This window comes from Peribacillus sp. R9-11 (assembly GCF_031345095.1).
In the GTDB taxonomy this organism is placed as follows: domain Bacteria; phylum Bacillota; class Bacilli; order Bacillales; family DSM-1321; genus Peribacillus; species Peribacillus butanolivorans.
On sequence record NZ_CP133763.1, the window covers coordinates 875,084 to 895,674 of the forward strand.

Sequence of the window (20,591 nt, forward strand, 5' to 3'; positions counted from 1 at the left end):
TTTAGTGTATAAAAGATTTAAGACTTATAGACAGAGGATGATACATATTGTTAATTGGTTATGCGAGGGTTTCAACTACTGGCCAAGATTTAGAAACACAAAAGGAAATTTTGGAAAATGAAGGGTGTAAAAAGCTTTTTGTTGAAAAAGTAACCGGAACAAGTACAAAACAAAGAGCCCAACTTTATGAAGCTATTGAATTTGCACGAGAAGGAGATACATTAGTAGTAACTAAAATAGATAGTTTAGCTCGTTCTATTATGGACTTAAATAAGATCGTTCATGAATTAGCTGAAAAAGGGGTTAATGTAAGATTTGTAAAAGAAGATATGAAGTTTGATGGTTCAAACGAAGGAAACAGCTTACAAACACTGCTTTTTAATATATTAGGTTCATTCGCACAATTTGAACGTGATCTGATTGTAGAAAGAACAACAGAAGGCCGGGAGAGAGCAAAAAGGCAAGGGAAACATATGGGAAGACCAGGGCAAGATGAAAAGACTTTAAAACGGGCTATCAAGCTATATAATGAACGTGAAACAAACGGAATGAGTGTAAATGACATAGTAAAAACTACAGGAGTTCCACGTTCCACGTTATATGCAAAAATTAGGGAATAGGGTTGCTATGGCAGCCCTTTTCTTATGGAACTAAAGGGGCAGTTTAGTTCAACAAGGAAATGTTAGAATAGCAATGAGTGATTTTATGGGGCTATTGTTGGTTGTATATCAATCGAAGAAAATAACAGACCTTAAACCATAAGGAGATAAAGATGAGATTATTGGATCAATTAAAGAAGAACTCAAATTATTCGATTCGTTTTGAATTGGGACTTATCCAATTAAAGGGTAAGGAATATTTCGATGAAATGCATCATCGAGCAACGACTATACTCAATTCTATATTCGATAAAAATGATGACATTTTGATCGTTGTTTGTATTAGTAACCCTATTGATTACAAAAAAATTGATAGTCCTAATATAAAGCGTTTTATTAAAAACAAAAAGCTGATCTACGATTTGAAATGTAAAACTATAGCTTTTGAATTTGATGAAGAAGATACAGAAATGGAAACAAAACAATACAGTTTAAAAGTTAAGAAACATGATATTCGTTTAGGCTATCTTATTCAATCAATAGGCTTTAAAGAATTCGGAATGAAACCAAGGGTTAACGGATCTTTTTATTTATTAAATTTGACGAAAGAGACGTTGTTTCATATGTATGATGATCGAGGATGTGATGTTTATGGTTTAGAAAAAGAAAAGTTACTGCCTTTATACTATAAATTCAGAAAGTGGATTTTAGACTATGACCGTATCCGATTTGACCGTATGTTTGAACAAGGCCTGTTCAATATTTATGAATCACCAGAAGATATGGAAAAAAGACTTGAATTAAACGAAAAGAAGGTGAAGGAAACAGGAATTAATCTATATCAAGTTAACACATGCTACATCACCCATGAACTCGAAATTCCGAAAGTATTTGCAGAAGAATGTTTAAGTGAGATGACACAAACAGGTTTTGAAATTAATTTTGAACAGAAGCTTAGTGACTCCATTATTCTTAGGGCAACCAAAAAGGCAGCTCTAGCACTTGTGGATTACCAAACGGAACTTATGTCTCTATATTCAAGAAAATATAAAGGGAAGTATAACGGGTGGTCAGCAATTAAAGCTTTTTGAAACAGAGAGTGAACAAGGGTCAATAGCCAATATATGAATGCTACGTCGTTCCTTTTCTTGTTGAACTAACGTGGCAGTATAGTTCTATAGTGCAACAAAAAATAATTGACAAAAATTATTTTATATGTTATGATTAAATATTTGTTATTGAAACCCTCTTGGTTAATTGGTAAATTAAACTAAACAGTTATTTAGATATGATTAATTAATAATTTGGAGGGGAATTTAATGAGAATAGCTAATGGAGTTGAAATGCTTGAGTTAGAAGCTGAAGCGTTTGGAGGGAAAGCAGTCATACACCCGACGCTTCTCTGGGATGATAAAGAAGCTATTTTGATAGATACAGGAATGCCAGGACAATATGAGCAAATAATCTCAGCAATAAACAGAGTAGGTTTATCATTAGATAAATTAAAAGCAATTATATTAACACATCAAGATATTGACCATATTGGAAATGTGCCAGAAATCATAAAGGCAACTAGAGGAAGTATTGAGATATTCGCTCACGAACTTGATAAACCATACATAGAAGGGGAAATTCCTCTTATTAAAACGAACCCTAAAAGTATGGCTAAGATTTTAGACTCTCTTCCAGAAGACCAATCAAGAATAATGCTTGAGCTTTGTGAAAATCCTCCAAAAGCTAAAATTGATACTACTTTATCGGATGGTCAAGAACTACCCTATTTCGGAGGGATAAAAGTTCTATTTACACCTGGACATACAGCTGGACATATAAGCCTTTATTTGAAAAAAAGTAGAATTCTTGTTGCTGCTGATGCAATGATTTGTATAGAGGGGAATCTAAGAGGACCCGTTGAGCAAACAACACTCGATATGGACACTGCGATTTCTTCTTTAGATAAATTTTTAAAATACGATATTGAATCTGTAATTTGCTACCACGGAGGAGTATGCAATAAAAAGGTGCATAGGCAACTTGAAAATATCATGAAAAACGTATAGAACTATCAGGAGCGATTCTTCATTAAGAAGGATCGCTTTTCTTATGCAACTATCGGGGCAGGTTAGTTCAAGAAAACACAGGAATATATGGTAAAATATACATACAAAGGAAAATCAAAATTGGAGGAAATTAGATTGGAAGACTTAAACATTTTTTTATCTTTTGGTAATGAAAGAAAAACAAGTTGCATTAGTTAATAAAAGTGCAGAAGGAGATGAATATGAATAAAAAAATAGTATTAGGTATTTTGAGTATTGTAGTTATTGCTTCCATATGCATTTATATATTTATGCCTGAAAAAATTGAAGGAAAGTCGAAAAATGAAATTTGGAAGGTTGAATATACAGCAGTAAACAACAATAATATTGGACATGGTGGAATTGTTTCAGTAGAACAATTAACAGAAGATAAATTAGATGTAAAAAAAATTAGTTTTTATAAAAATCATGAAAGATTATCAGAAGAAACGAATTTTATGGATGAAAAAGATATTGATGGAACGGTTTATACATTAAATCCATTTTCATATCCAGATATTTATATGGGTGATGCACCAGATAAACATGCATCTTACTTTGTGGAAATTATATGGACAAATGCCTCTGGAAAAAAATTTACTGAATCAATCAATTTAAAATAAGACCGTTACATTTAAATAGTATTTTGAATATGGGGGCTATTTTAAAGTATTCGCCCTACGAAATAATAAGCGTATTCGATTTTAAAATCGAATACGCTTATTTATTGATGAAAAACAACAATCAAGTTAAACAGAGCCTAAAATAAAGAAAAGTACCCCATTTTGAGGGTATTTTTCTTTCCTCACAGTTTGTGTCAACTCTGCGATAAGTCTTAATGAACTAACGGGTGCTTTACTTCATTAAAAGGAGCTGATCATCAGCTACTTTTCTTATGACATTTACGGGGCAGGATAATTGAGTAAATAGGGTAAATTTAGAGTTTCAAAGGACAGAGATACATAAGTAGAGAATATGTTTATTTATCAAATAAAAGGAGGTTAATTTGATGAATGAAAAATTATTAAGGGTAGGTACAACTTATATACCAGTTACTAATGTAGAACTTACTTCGGAATGGTATGTAAGTAAATTGGATGCAGAGTTAAGCTATAAAGATGAAGACAAAGCAATTCTTAATTTTGCAAACCAAAGTATTTTTCTTGTTAAATCTAAAGAAAACCAAAGCTCTAATTTTTATGATATTTACGGTGAAGAACATTTTTCTATGACCTTTGAAGTTAATGGCTTAAACGCTTTAGAAGCAGTTCATAAAGATTTTATCGAAAAAGAAATAAAAGTTGGAGAAGTTGAAGACAGAGGTCATGCGGGGAGAAACTTTGTTTTTTATGATTTAGATGGTAATAAATTTGATGTGTGGAGTGAATTAAGTCCAATATTCAAAGAAAAATATCTAATCTCGCAATAGAAAAGATAGACTCTTATTAAGCTAAACAGAAGCTTTACTTGAATAATAGAAGCGTGGGCAGCTCCTTATGGAACTATAGGGGCAGTTTAGTTCTATAAGTTCAAATGATAAGATAAAAGAAATGATGGCGAATATAGGAGCGATTCATAATGGATAACTGGAGAAATAATACGATTTGGTTTGAACAAATACCAAATAATCTTCAGTCTTACTTAAACTTAAAAGAAGATAAGTTTAATGAGATGGAGCTTGAGAACATTGAGTATTTAACTCTTTGGCATCATAAAAAGAATAAGCTGGGCAACTTTGTTGGTATTCCTGAAAATCTCCTCTATCTAGAATTAAATTGGTCCAATATACAAGATTTCCTTGGGATAGAAAAAATGAATAAATTAAAGCGTTTAGAATTACATTATTGTACTAAATTACAAAATGATTTTGGTTTGTCTGGATTAGCCAATACGCTAGAACATTTACATATTAATCAATCTAAGAAATTTGTACCAAATGAAGAATTATTCTCTCTGAAAAATCTTCGGGTTCTGTGCCTTAATTCTTGCGGTAATCTTGAGAATTTGAATTTTTTAAATCAATTTCCTAACCTAATTGACTTTAGATTTGTTGATACTAATGTGTTAGATGGTGACTTATCACCAATTTTAGACCATCCAACAATCCGAAGTGTAGGCTTTCTGAATAAGAAACATTACAATATTAAAGATGATAAGATGGATGCTTTGTTAAAGGATAAAAATGGTGGAGAAGAATTTAAAACTGTTATCAAGTATGGAAAATATGAGACTTTTAGATATATTTATTAACTCACTTCTTAATGAACTAACGGGTGCGTTAGTTCATTAAGAAGAAGTAAAAAAAGTCGAATCCTTAACGTAGGCAGGGTATTAAAAAGAAAGTGATAGGTGAATTAATTGTCTAATATAGTGATTGGTGTAGTATTAATAATCCTAACTATGGTTAAGATTATTAGAAATAAAATGTATATATGGTTAATTACCCTCACACCAGTGGTATGTTTAATGGTATTCTCTCTTACGGATATTCTAGACTTCATTCCAAAATTAGCAAAGATGATTACTTGTTATATACTTCTTATACTGACTATGATTTATTGTGTTTTTTATAGTGAGAAAAAAAGAGGGCATAATTGAAAAACATATGATTCCTTTGTGAGAGCATCGGAATTGTGCGTTCTTTTTTTAGGGAGAAGTTTAGGGGATTGGTATGAAAAAGGAATTTAGAAAAAAGGTTAGTTTCATTTGAATGCTTATTTCCCCCGTTTGTAAAAGTACACTTTTACGAACTTTTTTTGATTGTTACTTCTTAAAATAGACTCTGTTAAACTATTCTTTTGATTTTTCTTCTTCAACTAACAGGAGCGTTAGTTCATTAACTTGGGTTGCTTCGGCAGCCTTTTTCTTATGGCACTAAACCAGCTAATAGTTAGTCAACATTTTTCAATGAAAACTTAAAATATTTCATGCTATACTAAATTTGTGCATGCTAAATAACCTTCCAATGAACTATATTTGGAAAGTTTTGTGCTATTTAGTTATACTTTTAAACTAGGTTAGATCTTGGAAAGTCGAGTTATTTTGTAATAGTGCATAAATCCATTGTAGAAGCTTATTGGCACATGCTATCACAGCTACTTTAAAGGGCTTTCCTTCTTCACGTTTCTTATCATAGAACTCTCGTAATCTCTTGTTCCGAGGGATGATTTCATCTGTCGTTTTCTTCTTGCGACAATCACGAATGGCACAACGAACTGCCATATATAAGGCATGTCGTAGTCTACCAGAACCTCTTTTGGTAATCCGATTTACTGAGCCTTTAAATTTACCTGATTCAAAGATACTTGGATCAATTCCGGCAAATGCCACTAGTTTTTTAGGGTGATTAAACCGATCAATCTCTCCAATTTCAGAAATAATCGTTGTAGCGATTTTTTCACCGATACCAGGGATGGATTGGATAATCTTATATTCTTCAATTTCTTTTGCCAAAGCATTTATCTCTTCTTCAAATTTGGATAAGTGCTTTTGGTATTCTAGAAGCATTTTTATATACATCTCTAGGCTTAAAATGTGACTCTGATATAAAGTTCTCTGAAAAGGATTTCGAGCTGAGGCAGCCATAAGTTTCTCTGCCTGTGTATTCGCCCACTTTCTAGAACGACTTGGACAAAGTTCATTAATCCTATTTGCTACAGTTTCTTCATCGACTGCTGATATGTCTTCAGAAGTAGGGAATTCTAATAGAGTAAGCAAAGAAACAACCGAATACAAATCTCCAAAAACCCCTCTATATTCAGGAAATACTTGATCAAGAACAGCCTGAAACTGTAGTTTTGTTTGTACATAGATACCTGTTATATTTGCATGTTGTCTTGAAAGATTACGAAGATTTAAGAGTTGTATCCCTCGTTTTTTATAAGGCTCTAAATCCTCTTTATAGTACAGCTCGCAGAGGTGACGTGCATCGATTAAATCTGTCTTTACTTTCCGTAAACTAGAGCTCTTCGCACGATAAGAAATGAGTGGGTTAACGATAATTAATAAGTAACCTCTCTCCTCAAAATACTGTACAACGGGCGTATGATAATGCCCAGTAGACTCTAAAACGACCGGAGGTCGAATTCCTGTTACGTTTTCTATCTCTCTAAGATATTGGTGTAAGCTCTCTAGTCCTTCAATGGTATGTGCTACTTTAAAACTTCTTTTATAAGGCTTCTTTTTATCCAAGAACGCTTGAACCTGACTTTCACCTTTAGCTACATCCAGACCAACCACTGGATTCATTTTTTATCTCCTCCAAAAACATAATATTGCCGGTAACCCCTAATCCTTCTTGCAGTATCATAGCTTCGCTTGTTATACGAGATCTTGGTCCCAACCAGCCAAATCATGTTTAAGCAAGTAGGGGGCGAACTGTTTAGTTGACGGGGTCCAAGCCCCACGGGCAGGAACGTTCTACCCCGGCTACCGTTATCATATATCGATATAAAAATTGTTCAACCAGAAATAACTGGCTGACCTTTATAATACGAAAGGGGCAGGATAGTTTAAGAGGACATAACTCGTATTGTAAACTGGAATTAAGATTTAAACCCAAAATTCATCCTGGAGGAACCAATGATAAACAAGTTTGAAATCAGATATTTTTATATTATCAGCCCAAGTGATGATAAATTTATTAAGTGGAGTACAGTTAAGGGAATCCTTAACGAAGATATAGTAGATGATTATGAAATAATTACTGATTTAATGGCTCAAGATGTTCGAGATAAGTTTGGTGAAGAATATGAAGTTTGGGATATAGCCAAAGATGAATTTGAACAGAGAATAAAGCCTAAAATGAAATAAAGTTCCTTAACCTAATAGAACTAACGGGTGCTTTACTTCAATAACAGGGGGATAATTAAGCTATGTTAGATTTTCTTTTAGGCATTCTTTCCGCAGGATTCGGTGATAATTCTTTGGATACTCGAAAAATTGATCGAAATATAGAAATGCTGAAGAATCATACTTGGTTTAAAGATATATACGAAGATGAAAAATATCATCGATTGTTTTTTGTTAATAGAAATGTTAGGCAGTATTTACAAAGTACAATGCGTGTAAAAAGAATTATAAAAAGGAAAAAATCTCAAAGAGTATTTCTTGTATTTTTAAATAAACAGTTAAAAAATAAAATATCCTTAAAGAACTAACGGGTGCTTTAGTTCATTAAGGGAGGTTGCTGAAGCAACCTTTTTGTTATGCAACTAAAGGGGCAGGTTAGTTGAATAAGAATCCATTTATTTCACTCGAATTAATGTAATTATATGGTAATATAAAAATGAAGGGAAATTGATTTTTAAAACGGAAAATCCTATTGAAAAATTCAATCATTGGTGGTGTTATTCTCATTGAAAACTATCCAAAAGATGTATGAGCATTTAAATTGGGCTAATCAACTTATTCTTGAAACATTGCAAAGTATTGAAGATAAAAATCAAGAGGTGAGCCGTTTGTTTTCCCATATCCTACTTGCAGAAAAAGTATGGATAACTAGATTACGAGGATTGGACAGTTCACGACTGCCGATCTGGTCAGAGGTCGATATAGAAGTCTGTGCAGAGCTTGTTATGCACAATAAAGAGAGCTTAACAACGTTTCTTACTAATTCATCAAATACTGACCTAGATAAATTAATATCCTACACAAATAGTAAAGGAAAAGAGTTTAAGAATTCTGTACGGGATATTTTAACTCATGTAGCATTGCATGGTCAGTATCATCGAGGACAGATTAACTCACGACTGCGATCAGATGGTTTTGAACCAGCTAATATTGACTTTATTACATTTGTGAGATAGATGTATTCGGGGTAGCCTTGTTCAATACTAGTTTATGATATGTGTCTATGTTCCACTAACAGGTGCGTTAGCTGAAAATCGGAGCTTTCTTTAAGGCAGCTTTTTCTTTATGCAACTATCGAGGCAGGTTAGTTTAGAAGCAAAATGGAAATGTAAGAATTATAATGTATTTCTATCAATAAATTTTGGAGGAATTATATATGTATGTAACGGTTTCAGACTTTATTAAAGAATGGAATAGGGAAGCTTTGTTAACTCAAAACGTTTTGGAAGGTTTAACAGATGAATCTTTAAAACAACAAGTTTATCCAGAAGGTCGTACTTTGGGAAGGATTGCGTGGCATCTAACAACAAGTATTCCGGATTATTTATCTCATTTTGGGTTGAACATTGATGGAGTAGAAATTGCAAAAAGTGTCCCAACTTCAGCAAAAGAAATTACTGAAACCTTTAAAGTGGTAAATTCTCACGCATCCCAAATCATTGAACAACAATGGACAGACAAATCCCTAGAACAAATACAAGAAGCATTTGGAAGACAGGAATCAAATGCTCAAATACTAATGGGACTAATCAAGCACATTGTTCATCATCGTGGTCAAATTACCGTTTTGATGCGTCAAGCAGGATTAAAACCGTTTGGGGTATATGGACCACCGAAAGAAGATTGGATTCATTTAGGGGTGGAAAATCCACCACTTTAATAATGAACTAACGGGTGCTTTACTTCAATAAGACAACATAATAATCTTCCACAATCCGGCGCATTTCGATAATAAGAAATGCGTTTTTTCACAATCGGGCCAGATTGTGGAATAAAGAAATTTATGTAAAGGATTTTACTAATATTAACGGAGCAGGATATTTAATAGCAAATAAGTAATTGTCAATATTCTGATACTTCTATATAGTGGAATTATATGTAAAATAGGAATTCAGGGTTTGAAACAAACTTTTATGTTCAATCGATTCCTATCTTTTTAACTAGAAAATAAAATGTATAAATTTGGGGGAATAGTTATGAATATTAACTTAACTGATTTAATTTCAAATATTCAGAGTAAGAATGATTTCTCAGGTACAGTATTTGTTAAAGATGATGAAATGGTGTTAGATTTAAACTTTGGTTACGCTAACCGTTCTGAACAACGAAAAAATAATTCAACAACTCGCTTTGGAATAGCATCTGGATGCAAACTCTTTACTGCTATTGCAATTTGTCAGCTCGTGGAAGAGGGTAAAGTTTCTTTTGATTCAAAATTAAGCGATTGTCTTGATATTGATTTTCAGCATTTTGACAAAGAGGTAACTGTCCATCATTTACTGACACATACTTCAGGAATACCTGATTATTTTGATGAGGAAGTCATGACAGACTTCGAAGAACTTTGGATTAAAAATCCTATGTATCAAATAAAGAAGTTAAAAGATTTCCTTCCATTATTTCAAGACGAGCGTATGAAATTGCAAGTAGGACAATCCTTTCACTACAACAATGCTGGCTATATTTTGTTGGGTCTTATTGTTGAACAGGCAACAAAACTTGAATTCTCTGACTATGTTCAAGAATGTATTTTTAAAAAAGCTAATATGATGGACTCTGGATATTTTACATTTGACTCTCTACCTCCAAATACAGCATTAGGATATATAGATCGCCCTGATGGTACTTGGAAGACAAATATTTATTCGTTACCTGTAAAAGGTGGTGCCGATGGCGGGGCATTTGTAACAGTGGTAGACATGGCTAAGCTGTGGGATGCGCTTTTTAATTTTCAACTTTTAAGTGAAGAGTACACCCACAAAATAATAAAGGCTCATATTCAAGTCAATGAAAGTGACTTCTATGGTTATGGTACATGGATTAAGAAAACTGATAATAGTGTACTTAAATATCATGTAATGGGTTACGACCCAGGAGTCAGCTTTCATTCTGCTTATTATCCTGAAACATCTGCAAAAGTTGTGGTCTGCTCCAACAAGTCGGAGGGAGCTTATGAGATTATGAGTGGAATCGAAGCAGAATTGAAAAAAGTCACTAACTTATAAATCCATAATAAGACGCATTTCTATAATAGGAATGCGTCTCGTCTTTTAACAGATAGATCCGTATTGTAGAACAACAACCAGAAAAAGGATTAATCTCCCATGAGTGCGGTGAAGCAAAAAGAAAAAAAGCATCCAATTAGATATAATACAGTTAACACATATAGATCAAGGTTGGAGTATGTGAATAATTATTCTTAAACTAACGGGTGCGTTAGTTGATTAAGGAACACAAAAATAAAGGAAATTTAATTCTTTGGGCAAATCTTCTTCCTCTACTAAAAGTTATTGTTAGTGACAATACGGGCTGTTAACTAAAAATTACACCGTTCAAATTTCCGAACGGTGCTTAAAATAAATTAGATTCCTAATTAAAACGCCTAAAGTTATTACCTTTTTGATATTTGTGATAATTTACTGCAAAATGTGACGTGCCAACTAAAACGACTGATGTAACTAGGAATGTGATAACGAATTTCATAGGGTCTTTGAGGGATCCTTCAAAAACTAAAGTAACATATACAGGTGCACATAATACCAAAATTAAGATATTAGAAAAGGAGATGACCTCAAAAATATTCTTTTTATACCTGCCATTTGCAATCAAGGTATATAGAATAACAGGGATTGCAATAGCTAATGCTAGGAAAATATATTTAGGGTCAAATAATCCATTCTCGAATAAAAATCTACCTTTAAACAACTTCCCAACCATAGCTGTACAATAAATAATAATTGCAGAAAAGACTAGATTTAAAACGATTAAAAATGGCTTTCCCACTTTCATTTTCTTTCCCTCCCTTTATATGAGCCTCTTTCTAAGGCTGGATTGGCTCATATTTAATTGGGAATATCAATCTTAAATTCTTCATACATAATAGGTTTTGGAAACTTATAAGTTTTAATCTGCAAGCCTTTATTCTTGCTGGCTGCAAATTCTTGCTTAAATGTATTACCCTCAATTCGCTCCGCTAATGGATTATCCTCTAGCAATAGGCTTTTCCCATTAGCATCTTCTAGCCATAATGAATTTCTTGAAAGTTTATTGCCTACAATTGCATCACTTTGAAGATCAAAGTACATAACGGTCTTATCTTGTTGATGAATGATCTTTGTTACAAGAACTTTCCCAAATTCACCTTGATCGACGGTGAAAGGCAGAGTTTGTTCATCCAATGGTATGAATACTTCTTCCCAGCCTTTTTCCGACACAGGAATGGTGTAAGGAACAACTCTTACTTTTTTGCTGCCTTCTTTTAAAGGTGCATACAGAAAATTAAGCTTTGCTATTTCTTTTCCATTTTTGGTATCTCCAATACCACTTGCTGTTACCGTATCTAACACATTCCCATTATCATCGATCACGTAAAAGTTTAATGAATATGGATCAAGCTTATTATTCCCTTCATCCTTTACCACTTTCACATTAAGATCTGTTCCAGCTGGGCCAACTTTTAAAGAACTTATTTCTACTTCTGCCCCTTCGATGGTTTTCACTTCCTGCGGTCGAATCACTGTTACTTCATTTGATTGTTTCACGGGAAAATTAAATTCCCACTTGCCTGGAATCAGACCAACCGCATCAATTCTCAATTTTATATCAAATTCTTCCGGAAGTTCCTCAGTCGGCGTAATATCCATCGTCCCTTTATATTTCTGTGGTGTGACAAATTCTCCTGAATAACCGGAAATGAAATTGATTTCCTTCCCATTTACTTCAATCGTTGGATGTTCGATCTGACCAATTGCGAACAGAGATTCTTGAGTATATCCGAATGTTAAACGAGTACCGTCATAGAAAAATTCATTCATTGTTAACGTAATCCCATTGTCCTTTGAAGATTGGTCAACCACCTGAGTTAAGCCTTTTTCTCCTGCAATTCTTAGTCCCTCATCCCAAGAGTCGTTGAAAAAGGTTCCGATAATCGGAATATTAGAGGCAATCTTCGCCATTGCAGGAGAAACACTTGCTGACCCAATAAAAACGCCTAAGCCTAAAACTGCGGCACTTAGTGAATAGAAAACCACTTTTTTCTTTGACGTTTTTGTTCGATTTTCATTGATTGTATTTGCAATAATCGAATCAAGCTTATCCATTGGGACAGATACTTTATCCATTTCTTTTTTCAAATCTGGCCATTGATTACTACTCATTAACACAATCCTCCTTCAACTTTTCTTTTAATAGATTAATCCCACGATGAATGTTAGTTTTCACCGTACCTTCTGGATAATCTAAAACGTCAGCAATTTGCTTAACCGTGTAATCCTTATAAAACCGTAGAATTAAAACCGTTTTATATTTTTCATCTAATTCCATAACAGCTTGAAGTAAATCAGGATCTTTTTTGTTTGTTTGGTATGGAGCCAGCTTTTCTTCTATGCTTTTTATCTCCATTGGAATAATTCTTTTCTTTTTGTTTATGAGATCAATCGCTGTGTTGATAAGGATACGTGACAACCAAGTTGAAAAGTACCGTTCATCTTTAAGATTTTTAATTGAAATAAAAGCTTTATATATGGTTTCTTGGAAAACCTCCAGCGCATCGTCTTCATTTTTCATATAAATATAGGCTATTTTATAAAGTTTGATTTTTTCATCCTCTATTAGCTCTTGAAAAGCTTTGTTATTTCCCTTTTTCGCACGCTGAACCTTCTTTATATCTTGCAATGTAGTGCCCCTCCCTTCCTCTAACTGTTAGACAAACTAGGAATGAATAACGTTTCAATTTTTCTCATTTTTTTTGATTAAACAATTTTGTTCTCTAATTCTATCTTAAATGTAGATTCTTAGAGTGGCTTAAATAAAGTTGAACTGTTTATAAAAGTCGCACCGTTTTGAAAAAAGTTTAGCCGTTTTTGAAAAGGATTTCAGTTTTTCTTGTAGATTAAGAACCTGTTGAGTAATAATAAAGTTATTCCATTAAAGGGCCAGATTGTGGTAGAAGGACTGTATTAACTATTTGAAATAATTGAAGTAACTAAAATGGGGAATCTACGATGACGAAAACTAAATGGGTATTAATTCTGTTAGGTGTAATGGACTTGGTACTTATCATCGCATCTTACAGACTATTTCATTCTTTTCTTGAAACCAACAGGTTATCTTGTTCCTTTGGGAATTAATTTTATTGTTTTATCCGTAATCGGGTTTCGTTCGAGCTTTCCAAAAATCTGGAATGGGCGGTATAGCACTGTTGCTACCGTTCGTAAAAGTAGACTTTCTCGAACGGTGGAATTTCTTCTCAAAACAGCCGGCATTTACGTTCGTTAAATCATAAAAATACTTTACGAACGTTCCTAAAATTCCATCGACTTTTACGAACGTCCTGGACGAAAAGAAGACCACCAATTGGGTAGCCTTTTGAATGTACTATGATTTTCTATGATTATAAAGTTTCAGCTGATGAAAAAGACCCCTTTATCAAAATTTATTCACTTTAAAGTAACTTCACCAGTATCATTAAAAGTCCATTTATCTATGTCTTGATCAAAAATAACTTTATCAAATGTACCATCAATAACTTTAAATACTAATAATGCTATTTTCTCTCCTTGGTCAACAATAGTATCAAATACATTCTGGCCACTTGTGAATTCATAGTCAAACCCTTTAATTCCTAACAGTACACCTGCCATTTTAACATATTTAATTGCACCAAATTCATAACGGCCAGTAGTTGGAGAAACCGGATTTCTTGGAAGCTTATTTAATATTGGTTTTAAAACAGTTTGCAGGTTTTCTTGTGGATTTCCTTCTTGATCATAAAAGAATGTTGTTGCTGTTTCTATTTCTTGAGTTGAATTAACTTCTTCAGTATTAGCCTTAGCATAAAAATTTTCTCTTTCCTGTTCATTAGCTGCTACCCAAGCTAAGCTTGGTTGGTTTATAAAGGTCACTGTCCCTTTTATATGTATTTTTTGTATTGTACCTTCCCAGTCCTCGTCTTTAAATTCTCTAAGTATAGCTAATTTTATTCCCTCGTCCTCGGCAAAAGTTCTAGCGCCTCTTGTATATCCTTCAGTAGTAACCACGAAAGCTTCATCAGGTTTAATTTGTGAGACGGCACCAAAGAAATCTCTTACTATACTTATACCAACTTTTGAATCATAGTCTTTACATTCAATTAAAACTCTTCTAGATACGTTTGAACTTTCAATTGTGACATCTATTTGATGTGCTGTTTTCTTTCCATCTCCACGAAGAGTTAAATCATGAATAACAACATCATTTGTGTTTAATGTTTTAAACACTACTGCCGCAATTTTTTCGTATTTTGTACCCTGCTTTAATTTTTCCTCAGCAATATATTCGTCGTATATAGTTTCTATTTTCTCACTCATTTTAGCCACTCACTTTTCCATATTATAACATGGGTTAACCATACAAATATGAATGATGATGGGGGTTTTGAACTGAAAAAAGAGTAGCGATTCCTCGGGGGTTATGCGGTCAATAGGGGTAGCGGGTACTTTAACTTATCATGGTGTAGATTTGTGAAAAAATGTACTTAAACTAACGGGGCAGGTTAGTTCAATAAGCGTGGTGTAGTCGAACGGTACGAGATATTTCTAAAAAGATTAGTTATCGGTAAAATAAGTTAGAGTTTCAGAAGTAAAGAGATCTAACAGAGGAGAAACAGACATATGCCAGAAAATAAAAATGATTCATTTCGTGATATGAATTTAAAAGAAAAGATGGCAACAGTTACCGGATTAGCATTTCTCATTATCCTGGTAGTGGGCTTTGTATTGGGGCTTTATTTCTTTGAACTGTTCGGCGTTCAATATGAATCTATCTGGTCATTGATTGTTTTTGTTGTCAGTTTCTTTATTTTAGGCATCATTGTCGAATTGTTTTCCAAAGCAATTTTCAAGCTGTCTGTCCGAAATATAACAGGGAAAATAAAGGTGTTTTTTATCCGAATCAGTTTTGAAGGCACATCGAACTGGCTAGTCCTGTTCGCAGTGGATGAGTTTATGAAAAGTATTACACTTTCCTTGAAAACAGAGATTATTATTGCATTGCTACTTGCCATAATAGAAATTGTTTTCGATGATGATAAGGAAATCTCCTAATAAAAAAATTTACCTAAGTATAATTGGGGATTTTTTGTACCTCGGGTAGAGAATAATGGAATTGGGAAGTGAACAGTTCAAAAATAAAAAAGAGAAGTCTTGTTCAACTATCGGGTGCGTTAGTTCTATAACAAGGGGGGGCTTCGGCAGCCTTTTTCTTATTGAACTATCGGGGCAGGATAGTTCAATAAGGGGAATATTGAAAAATTCCCTAAAATTAGTGAAAGATAGATGAGGGATTTGTTATGAAAATTAGTCAAATCAGGAATTTCAATTTGGTCGCTAAATTAAATAAATATGTGCACGATTTACATTCAAATTTATATCCTAAATACTTTAAGGGAAAATGTGAAGGAAGTTTTCAAAAGTCTGGTTATTAACGAAAGTTTCATTTTCCTTTTGTTAGAAGATAACGAAGAAGCTCTTGGCTATGCTTGGATAGAGATAGAGAATATATACACCAGATTAGCATAGTAGGAACAAAGAGGAATAAGGGGTATGGTTCAAGTCTTATGGAATGTATATATGAAATTGCGAACGATCGAGGAATAGATTTAATAGAATTAGATTATTGGATTGAGAACATTGTTGCATAGAACTTCTATAAAAAGCAAAATTTTATAAAGTACAGAGAATTTGTTTATAAAGAACTTTAATTCTTACTGAACTAACAGGTGCTTTACTTCAATAGCAGGGTTGCTTAGAACCAAGAAGAAGATGTATCGTTTCTTAATTTGAAAAAAATATATATGAAGAACCTGGATAAACCATTGAATAGTACACTTATTTCATTAGTAAATGATTGGCACAAAAGAACATATTTATCTTAATATATACAAGGGGGAGTATTTATGCTAATTGTAACGAAGGAACAGATTGAGGGGTATAAAATTAAAGAAATAAAAGGGGCTTGTTTTGGCCTGGTTGTAAGAAGTCGTGGTTTTGCTGGTCAAGTTACTGCGGCGTTAAGGTCTCTTGTAGGCGGAGAAATTCATGAATATACAGAAATGCTTGAGGATGCAAGAAAACAAGCAATAGACCGATTAACACAGAACGCTCATGCAATGGGGGCTAATGCAATAGTCATGTTTCGATTTGATTCAGGTGAAATTGGACAAAACATGAGTGAAATTGTAGCATACGGAACAGCAGTTGTAATTGAAAAGGTTGAGTAAATATGAAATGGATTTGGTGTTATTTTCTATTTCAAATTTGTCTAATACTTCTCTTTTGGATTTTTTCCAAACGTAAAGATAGGCGTTATAAAGCAAATAATGATAACCTTTCAAAAGATTTTGAGCCCACGCAAGAAGTGTTTATTGACCCAATTTCAAAGGTTTTAATAAGAGTCTATGTTAATCGCAAAAACGGTGAACGTAGATATATTGAAGAAAAAGGTGAAGAATAGAAGGCTGCGCCTGTTCAACAAACAGGTGCTTTACTTCAATAAGGAAGGTTGCTGAGGCAGCCTTTTTCTTATGGCACTAACGGGGCAGTTTAGTTTAACAATAAATGGACTGCTTCGGCAGTCCTTTTTCATTTGTTGTTATAACTAAAGATAGGCTGTGGGATAAGTGGATGATAATCCTTTTAACCAATTTGCATCAATTTGGGGAATTTAAATGGGAAAAGCACCATATAAAACAATGAAAGGAGGAAGGTATAAAATGCAGATAATGAACGAATATTTCCGTGCGAATGCGAGTATGGTTTACATTATGACCAATAATGAAGTAATGAATCAAATCATTTCCTTTTACAGGGACATGAATGGAATGCTTACTTTTGTGGATTCCTACCCAACTTATGGTAGAGGTACTGGTACAAAGGAAGTCTCCACTGCAACGGCAAACGATGGTGTCGATCCGCTTACGTCACAAGGAGCCCTAACTTTGTCCCGTGATGGACGTTTCCTTCTTGCAGTGAACGCAGGCAGCCATAGTATCAGCAGTTTTATCATTACTGACAGCGGTGCACCCGTTCTCGTAGATGTGAAGCCATCAGGAGGTACTCAGCCCAATACCGTAGATGTGTTTGGTAATCTTGTCTATGTTGCCAATGTAGGGAATGTGGCTAACAATTTCGCCTCCAATATCACTGGTTTTCGCATAGATAATAACGGACGCCTTACTCCTATTCCTGGATCCACCCATTCTCTCAGTACTTTCAATGCTCAGCCCGCTCAGGTTCTCTTCACTCGTGATGGTAGTAAAATCCTTGTATCCGAGCTTACTTCAAACCATCTCAGTGTATTCCATGTAAATCAAAATGGTACGGTTACAGAACCAATCGTTAATGATTCTTATGGTCAAGGACCATTGGGTGCTTATTTTCTATCCTCTGGAATCCTCTTAGTTACTGAAGCAGATTCAAATGCCCTGTCATCCTATTCAATGAGTACCGACGGGATCCTTCATGTGATCAGTGGCTCTGTACCAACTGGATATAAAACCGCATGCTGGGTTGTAACAACTAGGAATGAACGTTTTGCATATATTACCAATACCTTAAGCGGCACCATCTCCACCTACCGAATCGATCGCAATGGAGCACTTTCAGTTGTAAGGCATATTACCAGTACACCGCCAGGTACAGCTCCAGGACTGCCCATGGATGTTGGAGTGAGTAAAGATGGACGGCATTTTTACACTCTTAACGGAAATCAGGGCACAGTCTCCGTATTTACTATTCAAGATGATGGAAGTCTGGTTAGATTGCAGGTTGCTGCTTGGACCAACTTTCCATATTTAGGATCACAAGGGTTGGCTGTTCTTTGATTCTATTTGGTCCATCACATTTGATGGAGTAGAAAGTTTCTCTTAGTGAATGAGTCATCTTCAACTAACGGGGGCTTGAGTTCAAGAGGGTGAGTTGCTGCAGCGACTCCTTTTTTCTTCCTTTCTATTAAAAAACATTCGCAAAAGTCAATTCAAAATCGACGAACGTTCATAAATGTTTTTATAGACACATACCTTGGTTTTAAAAAGGGGGAATAAAAAGAACTCTCCCTTTCTATTTTTGCATCTTCAATTTATCCCGAGCGATTATCGATACCTTATGATAACGTTTTGCATGCCATTTAGAAACATCCGCTTACATTCCCGTACCGCCAACAACTAATACATGTCCTATTTTCACCAGCATCCCTTCCATTGAAAATCTATCACTCTACCTTCGTAAAGTAAAAAGTCTTCTTCAACTAACAAGTGCTACTCTTCATTATGAAGGGGAGCCATTCGAAGAGAAAAGAGTAGGATAAGTCCAAAATGTATATGCCATTTTTTTGAAGGCAGTCTGAAACTTTATTTCATTTTATCCGTATATTTTATTATCATAACAAGGAGGAATATCTAATGTACGATGTTGGTGGAAGCGGAGATTGGCTTTTCACAGTTGCTCCGATATTTATAGGAATTATTTTCGTTATCATTTTTATAGTAATAATAGTTAATTTATTCAGTGGTCTTAGCCAATGGAAGAAAAATGAGGAATCTCCTTGCTTATCTGTTCCTGCAATTGTAAAAATTAAACGAACGAATGTCACAAGGAATAGTCATCTTCACGAACATAATAACAATGTCCACTCGCATGGCTCATCTACGACTTATTTTACTACATTTGAATTTGAGAGTGGCGATCGATCAGAATTTCGTATTTCAGGCAAGGAATTTGGTATTCTTGCAGAAGGAGATATCGGCACTTTAACTTTTCAAGGAACAAGATATATTAATTTTTCTAGGAAAAATTAGACTGACTGATAATGGATAACGCTTACGCTTTAAGGTAATAAAATTACATAATTTTATTTTCACTTAACATAGAACACACTGAAATAATTGGCTTTGTTCAGTATCTGTTAGTCCTGCCAAGATGAAACTATAGGATTTAATAGATAAGCTATTTTAATTAAACCTACATAAATTGGGGGATGAAGAATAATGAGTGAAAAAGGATGTATGAAATGTGGAAGCAATGATGCTGCTAAGAAAGACGTGGCAATGACTGGAACAGGATTGTCGAAAATGTTTGATGTCCAAAGTAATCAATTTACGGTTGTGTATTGCAAGAAGTGCGGATATTCGGAGTTTTATAATAGGCAATCATCAGCAGGCAGTAATCTGCTGGATCTATTCTTTGGTTGATCACGGCACGAGAAGAATCTCCTTTTTAAAAAAAAGGAGATTCTTGTTTTTTTCATTATGCATGACGTACATTACTTCTTCAAAATTCCTATACTATAAGACTTTGAATCTCAAGGGTTTCTACTTTATTGGTGTCATGACGGACTTGGGACCGGGAAATCACCGTCTCCTTTAGAAGATGTCAACCATGAAAGATTTGCTGTCGCTGCTTGATCATCTAGAAATCAATCAGGCGACACTCATCGGTCACTCAATGGGTGGTCAAATTGCTACTGAATTCGCTCTGAATTATCCTGAAAGGGTTTCAAAACTTGTTTTGCTTGCGCCTGGATTATCTGGGTTTAGCTATTCAAAGGAATTTGAAAAGAATATGAAGACGATTCATGAACTGCCCCCGATATCAATAGGGTTTTGGAGGGTTATTTGGCATGGCCAAAAATATATATCAGAAATAAAAATTTTAGAGAAAGATATTGACGTCCTATTAGTATGTTTAGTTGAATAGTTAAAAGAGGACAAGATGATAGCGTCAAAATCAGACGATTACGGTACATTAACAATATAGTGGAACTAGAACATCGTTTCATTAAGAAGCGTGTGCGTTAATGTTGGGATTCAAGTCGTATGGAACACCCACTTCTATATTGAGTGGTATTAAAGCGATGCATGCGATGAAAAAAGGACAACTTCACCAACATGTGAAATCTGTCAAAAAAGATGTAAAATTCATACATAAGTTGTTTGGAATTGCATCATAATCAGTTTTTACACTAGAACCCTTAATCTGATAGTCACTGTAGTGATGAAAATAAGCTTGGTTCGGAGATAATTAATAAGAAA

24 protein-coding genes and 1 pseudogene are annotated in these 20,591 nt (G+C 34.1%); 20 read left to right on the forward strand and 5 right to left on the reverse strand.

Annotation, left to right across the window (positions count from 1 at the left end; all coding sequences use genetic code 11):
- The first annotated feature begins 44 nt into the window (after nt 1-44).
- The 6 genes from RE409_RS04195 (at nt 45) to RE409_RS04220 (ending at nt 4,927) form a co-directional block, all read left to right on the forward strand.
- Complete coding sequence (locus tag RE409_RS04195) at nt 45-620, forward strand: recombinase family protein (protein ID WP_309559237.1); 576 nt, start codon at nt 45-47, stop codon at nt 618-620.
- 152 nt (nt 621-772) lie between these two features.
- Complete coding sequence (locus RE409_RS04200) at nt 773-1,690, forward strand: DUF3885 domain-containing protein (RefSeq protein WP_201250011.1); 918 nt, start codon at nt 773-775, stop codon at nt 1,688-1,690.
- A gap of 228 nt (nt 1,691-1,918) precedes the next feature.
- On the forward strand, nt 1,919-2,659 hold the full coding sequence (locus RE409_RS04205; RefSeq protein ID WP_201250010.1) for an MBL fold metallo-hydrolase: 741 nt from the start codon (nt 1,919-1,921) through the stop codon (nt 2,657-2,659).
- Between the two features lie 221 nt (nt 2,660-2,880).
- On the forward strand, nt 2,881-3,300 hold the full coding sequence (locus RE409_RS04210; RefSeq protein ID WP_201250009.1) for a hypothetical protein: 420 nt from the start codon (nt 2,881-2,883) through the stop codon (nt 3,298-3,300).
- A gap of 386 nt (nt 3,301-3,686) precedes the next feature.
- Entirely contained in the window at nt 3,687-4,106 is a 420-nt protein-coding gene (locus RE409_RS04215; protein WP_201250008.1) for a VOC family protein, read from the forward strand.
- A 149-nt stretch (nt 4,107-4,255) separates the two neighbouring features.
- Complete coding sequence (locus RE409_RS04220) at nt 4,256-4,927, forward strand: hypothetical protein (protein ID WP_201254249.1); 672 nt, start codon at nt 4,256-4,258, stop codon at nt 4,925-4,927.
- A 762-nt stretch (nt 4,928-5,689) separates the two neighbouring features.
- On the opposite strand, the gene RE409_RS04225 is transcribed toward RE409_RS04220, so the two are convergent.
- Nucleotides 5,690-6,925, reverse strand: a complete 1,236-nt coding sequence (locus RE409_RS04225; protein ID WP_116821653.1) for an IS110 family RNA-guided transposase — start codon at nt 6,923-6,925, stop codon at nt 5,690-5,692.
- Nucleotides 6,926-7,258: 333 nt separating this feature from the next.
- On the opposite strand from RE409_RS04225, the gene RE409_RS04230 reads away from it, so the two are divergent.
- The 5 genes from RE409_RS04230 (at nt 7,259) to RE409_RS04250 (ending at nt 10,533) form a co-directional block, all read left to right on the forward strand.
- Nucleotides 7,259-7,489 (forward strand): hypothetical protein, encoded by a 231-nt coding sequence (locus RE409_RS04230; protein ID WP_201250005.1) that lies wholly within the window; start codon nt 7,259-7,261, stop codon nt 7,487-7,489.
- Between the two features lie 62 nt (nt 7,490-7,551).
- Nucleotides 7,552-7,836: a hypothetical protein gene (locus tag RE409_RS04235; RefSeq protein ID WP_201250004.1), complete on the forward strand. Its 285-nt coding sequence runs from the start codon at nt 7,552-7,554 to the stop codon at nt 7,834-7,836.
- Nucleotides 7,837-8,034: 198 nt separating this feature from the next.
- Entirely contained in the window at nt 8,035-8,484 is a 450-nt protein-coding gene (locus tag RE409_RS04240) for a DinB family protein (protein WP_201250003.1), read from the forward strand.
- Between the two features lie 200 nt (nt 8,485-8,684).
- Nucleotides 8,685-9,188, forward strand: coding sequence for a DinB family protein (locus RE409_RS04245; RefSeq protein WP_201250002.1), 504 nt, complete (start codon nt 8,685-8,687; stop codon nt 9,186-9,188).
- A 316-nt stretch (nt 9,189-9,504) separates the two neighbouring features.
- A complete protein-coding gene (locus RE409_RS04250; protein ID WP_201250001.1) occupies nt 9,505-10,533 on the forward strand; it encodes a serine hydrolase domain-containing protein in 1,029 nt (342 codons plus the stop codon).
- Nucleotides 10,534-10,897: 364 nt separating this feature from the next.
- Here RE409_RS04250 and RE409_RS04255 read toward each other — a convergent pair whose 3' ends face one another.
- The 4 genes from RE409_RS04255 to RE409_RS04270 form a co-directional block, all read right to left on the reverse strand.
- A complete protein-coding gene (locus RE409_RS04255; RefSeq protein ID WP_201250000.1) occupies nt 10,898-11,317 on the reverse strand; it encodes a hypothetical protein in 420 nt (139 codons plus the stop codon).
- 53 nt (nt 11,318-11,370) lie between these two features.
- Nucleotides 11,371-12,684: a DUF4179 domain-containing protein gene (locus RE409_RS04260; RefSeq protein ID WP_201249999.1), complete on the reverse strand. Its 1,314-nt coding sequence runs from the start codon at nt 12,682-12,684 to the stop codon at nt 11,371-11,373.
- Nucleotides 12,677-13,201, reverse strand: a complete 525-nt coding sequence (locus RE409_RS04265; protein ID WP_201249998.1) for a sigma-70 family RNA polymerase sigma factor — start codon at nt 13,199-13,201, stop codon at nt 12,677-12,679. Before RE409_RS04265 ends, RE409_RS04260 begins: the two co-directional genes overlap by 8 nt.
- Nucleotides 13,202-13,965: 764 nt before the next feature.
- Nucleotides 13,966-14,874, reverse strand: a complete 909-nt coding sequence (locus tag RE409_RS04270; protein ID WP_201249997.1) for a restriction endonuclease — start codon at nt 14,872-14,874, stop codon at nt 13,966-13,968.
- A 303-nt stretch (nt 14,875-15,177) separates the two neighbouring features.
- Here RE409_RS04270 and RE409_RS04275 point away from each other — a divergent pair, with 303 nt between their 5' ends.
- The 9 genes and pseudogenes from RE409_RS04275 to RE409_RS04315 form a co-directional block, all read left to right on the forward strand.
- Entirely contained in the window at nt 15,178-15,609 is a 432-nt protein-coding gene (locus tag RE409_RS04275; RefSeq protein WP_309558581.1) for a YrvL family regulatory protein, read from the forward strand.
- Between the two features lie 434 nt (nt 15,610-16,043).
- On the forward strand, nt 16,044-16,205 hold the full coding sequence (locus RE409_RS04280) for a GNAT family N-acetyltransferase (RefSeq protein ID WP_242486097.1): 162 nt from the start codon (nt 16,044-16,046) through the stop codon (nt 16,203-16,205).
- A gap of 255 nt (nt 16,206-16,460) precedes the next feature.
- Nucleotides 16,461-16,784: a heavy metal-binding domain-containing protein gene (locus RE409_RS04285; protein ID WP_201182621.1), complete on the forward strand. Its 324-nt coding sequence runs from the start codon at nt 16,461-16,463 to the stop codon at nt 16,782-16,784.
- Nucleotides 16,785-16,786: 2 nt separating this feature from the next.
- Nucleotides 16,787-17,017, forward strand: coding sequence for a hypothetical protein (locus RE409_RS04290; protein ID WP_201182619.1), 231 nt, complete (start codon nt 16,787-16,789; stop codon nt 17,015-17,017).
- 259 nt (nt 17,018-17,276) lie between these two features.
- Nucleotides 17,277-18,386 carry a lactonase family protein gene (locus tag RE409_RS04295; protein ID WP_201182617.1) on the forward strand — a complete coding sequence of 370 codons (1,110 nt, stop codon included), beginning with the start codon at nt 17,277-17,279 and terminating at the stop codon, nt 18,384-18,386.
- Nucleotides 18,387-18,962: 576 nt separating this feature from the next.
- Complete coding sequence (locus RE409_RS04300) at nt 18,963-19,358, forward strand: DUF2500 domain-containing protein (RefSeq protein ID WP_201182615.1); 396 nt, start codon at nt 18,963-18,965, stop codon at nt 19,356-19,358.
- A gap of 189 nt (nt 19,359-19,547) precedes the next feature.
- A complete protein-coding gene (locus RE409_RS04305; RefSeq protein ID WP_201182613.1) occupies nt 19,548-19,751 on the forward strand; it encodes a zinc ribbon domain-containing protein in 204 nt (67 codons plus the stop codon).
- A 178-nt stretch (nt 19,752-19,929) separates the two neighbouring features.
- The gene (locus tag RE409_RS04310) at nt 19,930-20,256 is read left to right on the forward strand and encodes an alpha/beta fold hydrolase (RefSeq protein WP_242486098.1); all 327 of its coding nucleotides are present in this window, start codon (nt 19,930-19,932) and stop codon (nt 20,254-20,256) included.
- 29 nt (nt 20,257-20,285) lie between these two features.
- Nucleotides 20,286-20,509: pseudogene (locus tag RE409_RS04315) on the forward strand (DDE-type integrase/transposase/recombinase); the annotation flags it as partial.
- Nucleotides 20,510-20,591: the final 82 nt, after the last annotated feature.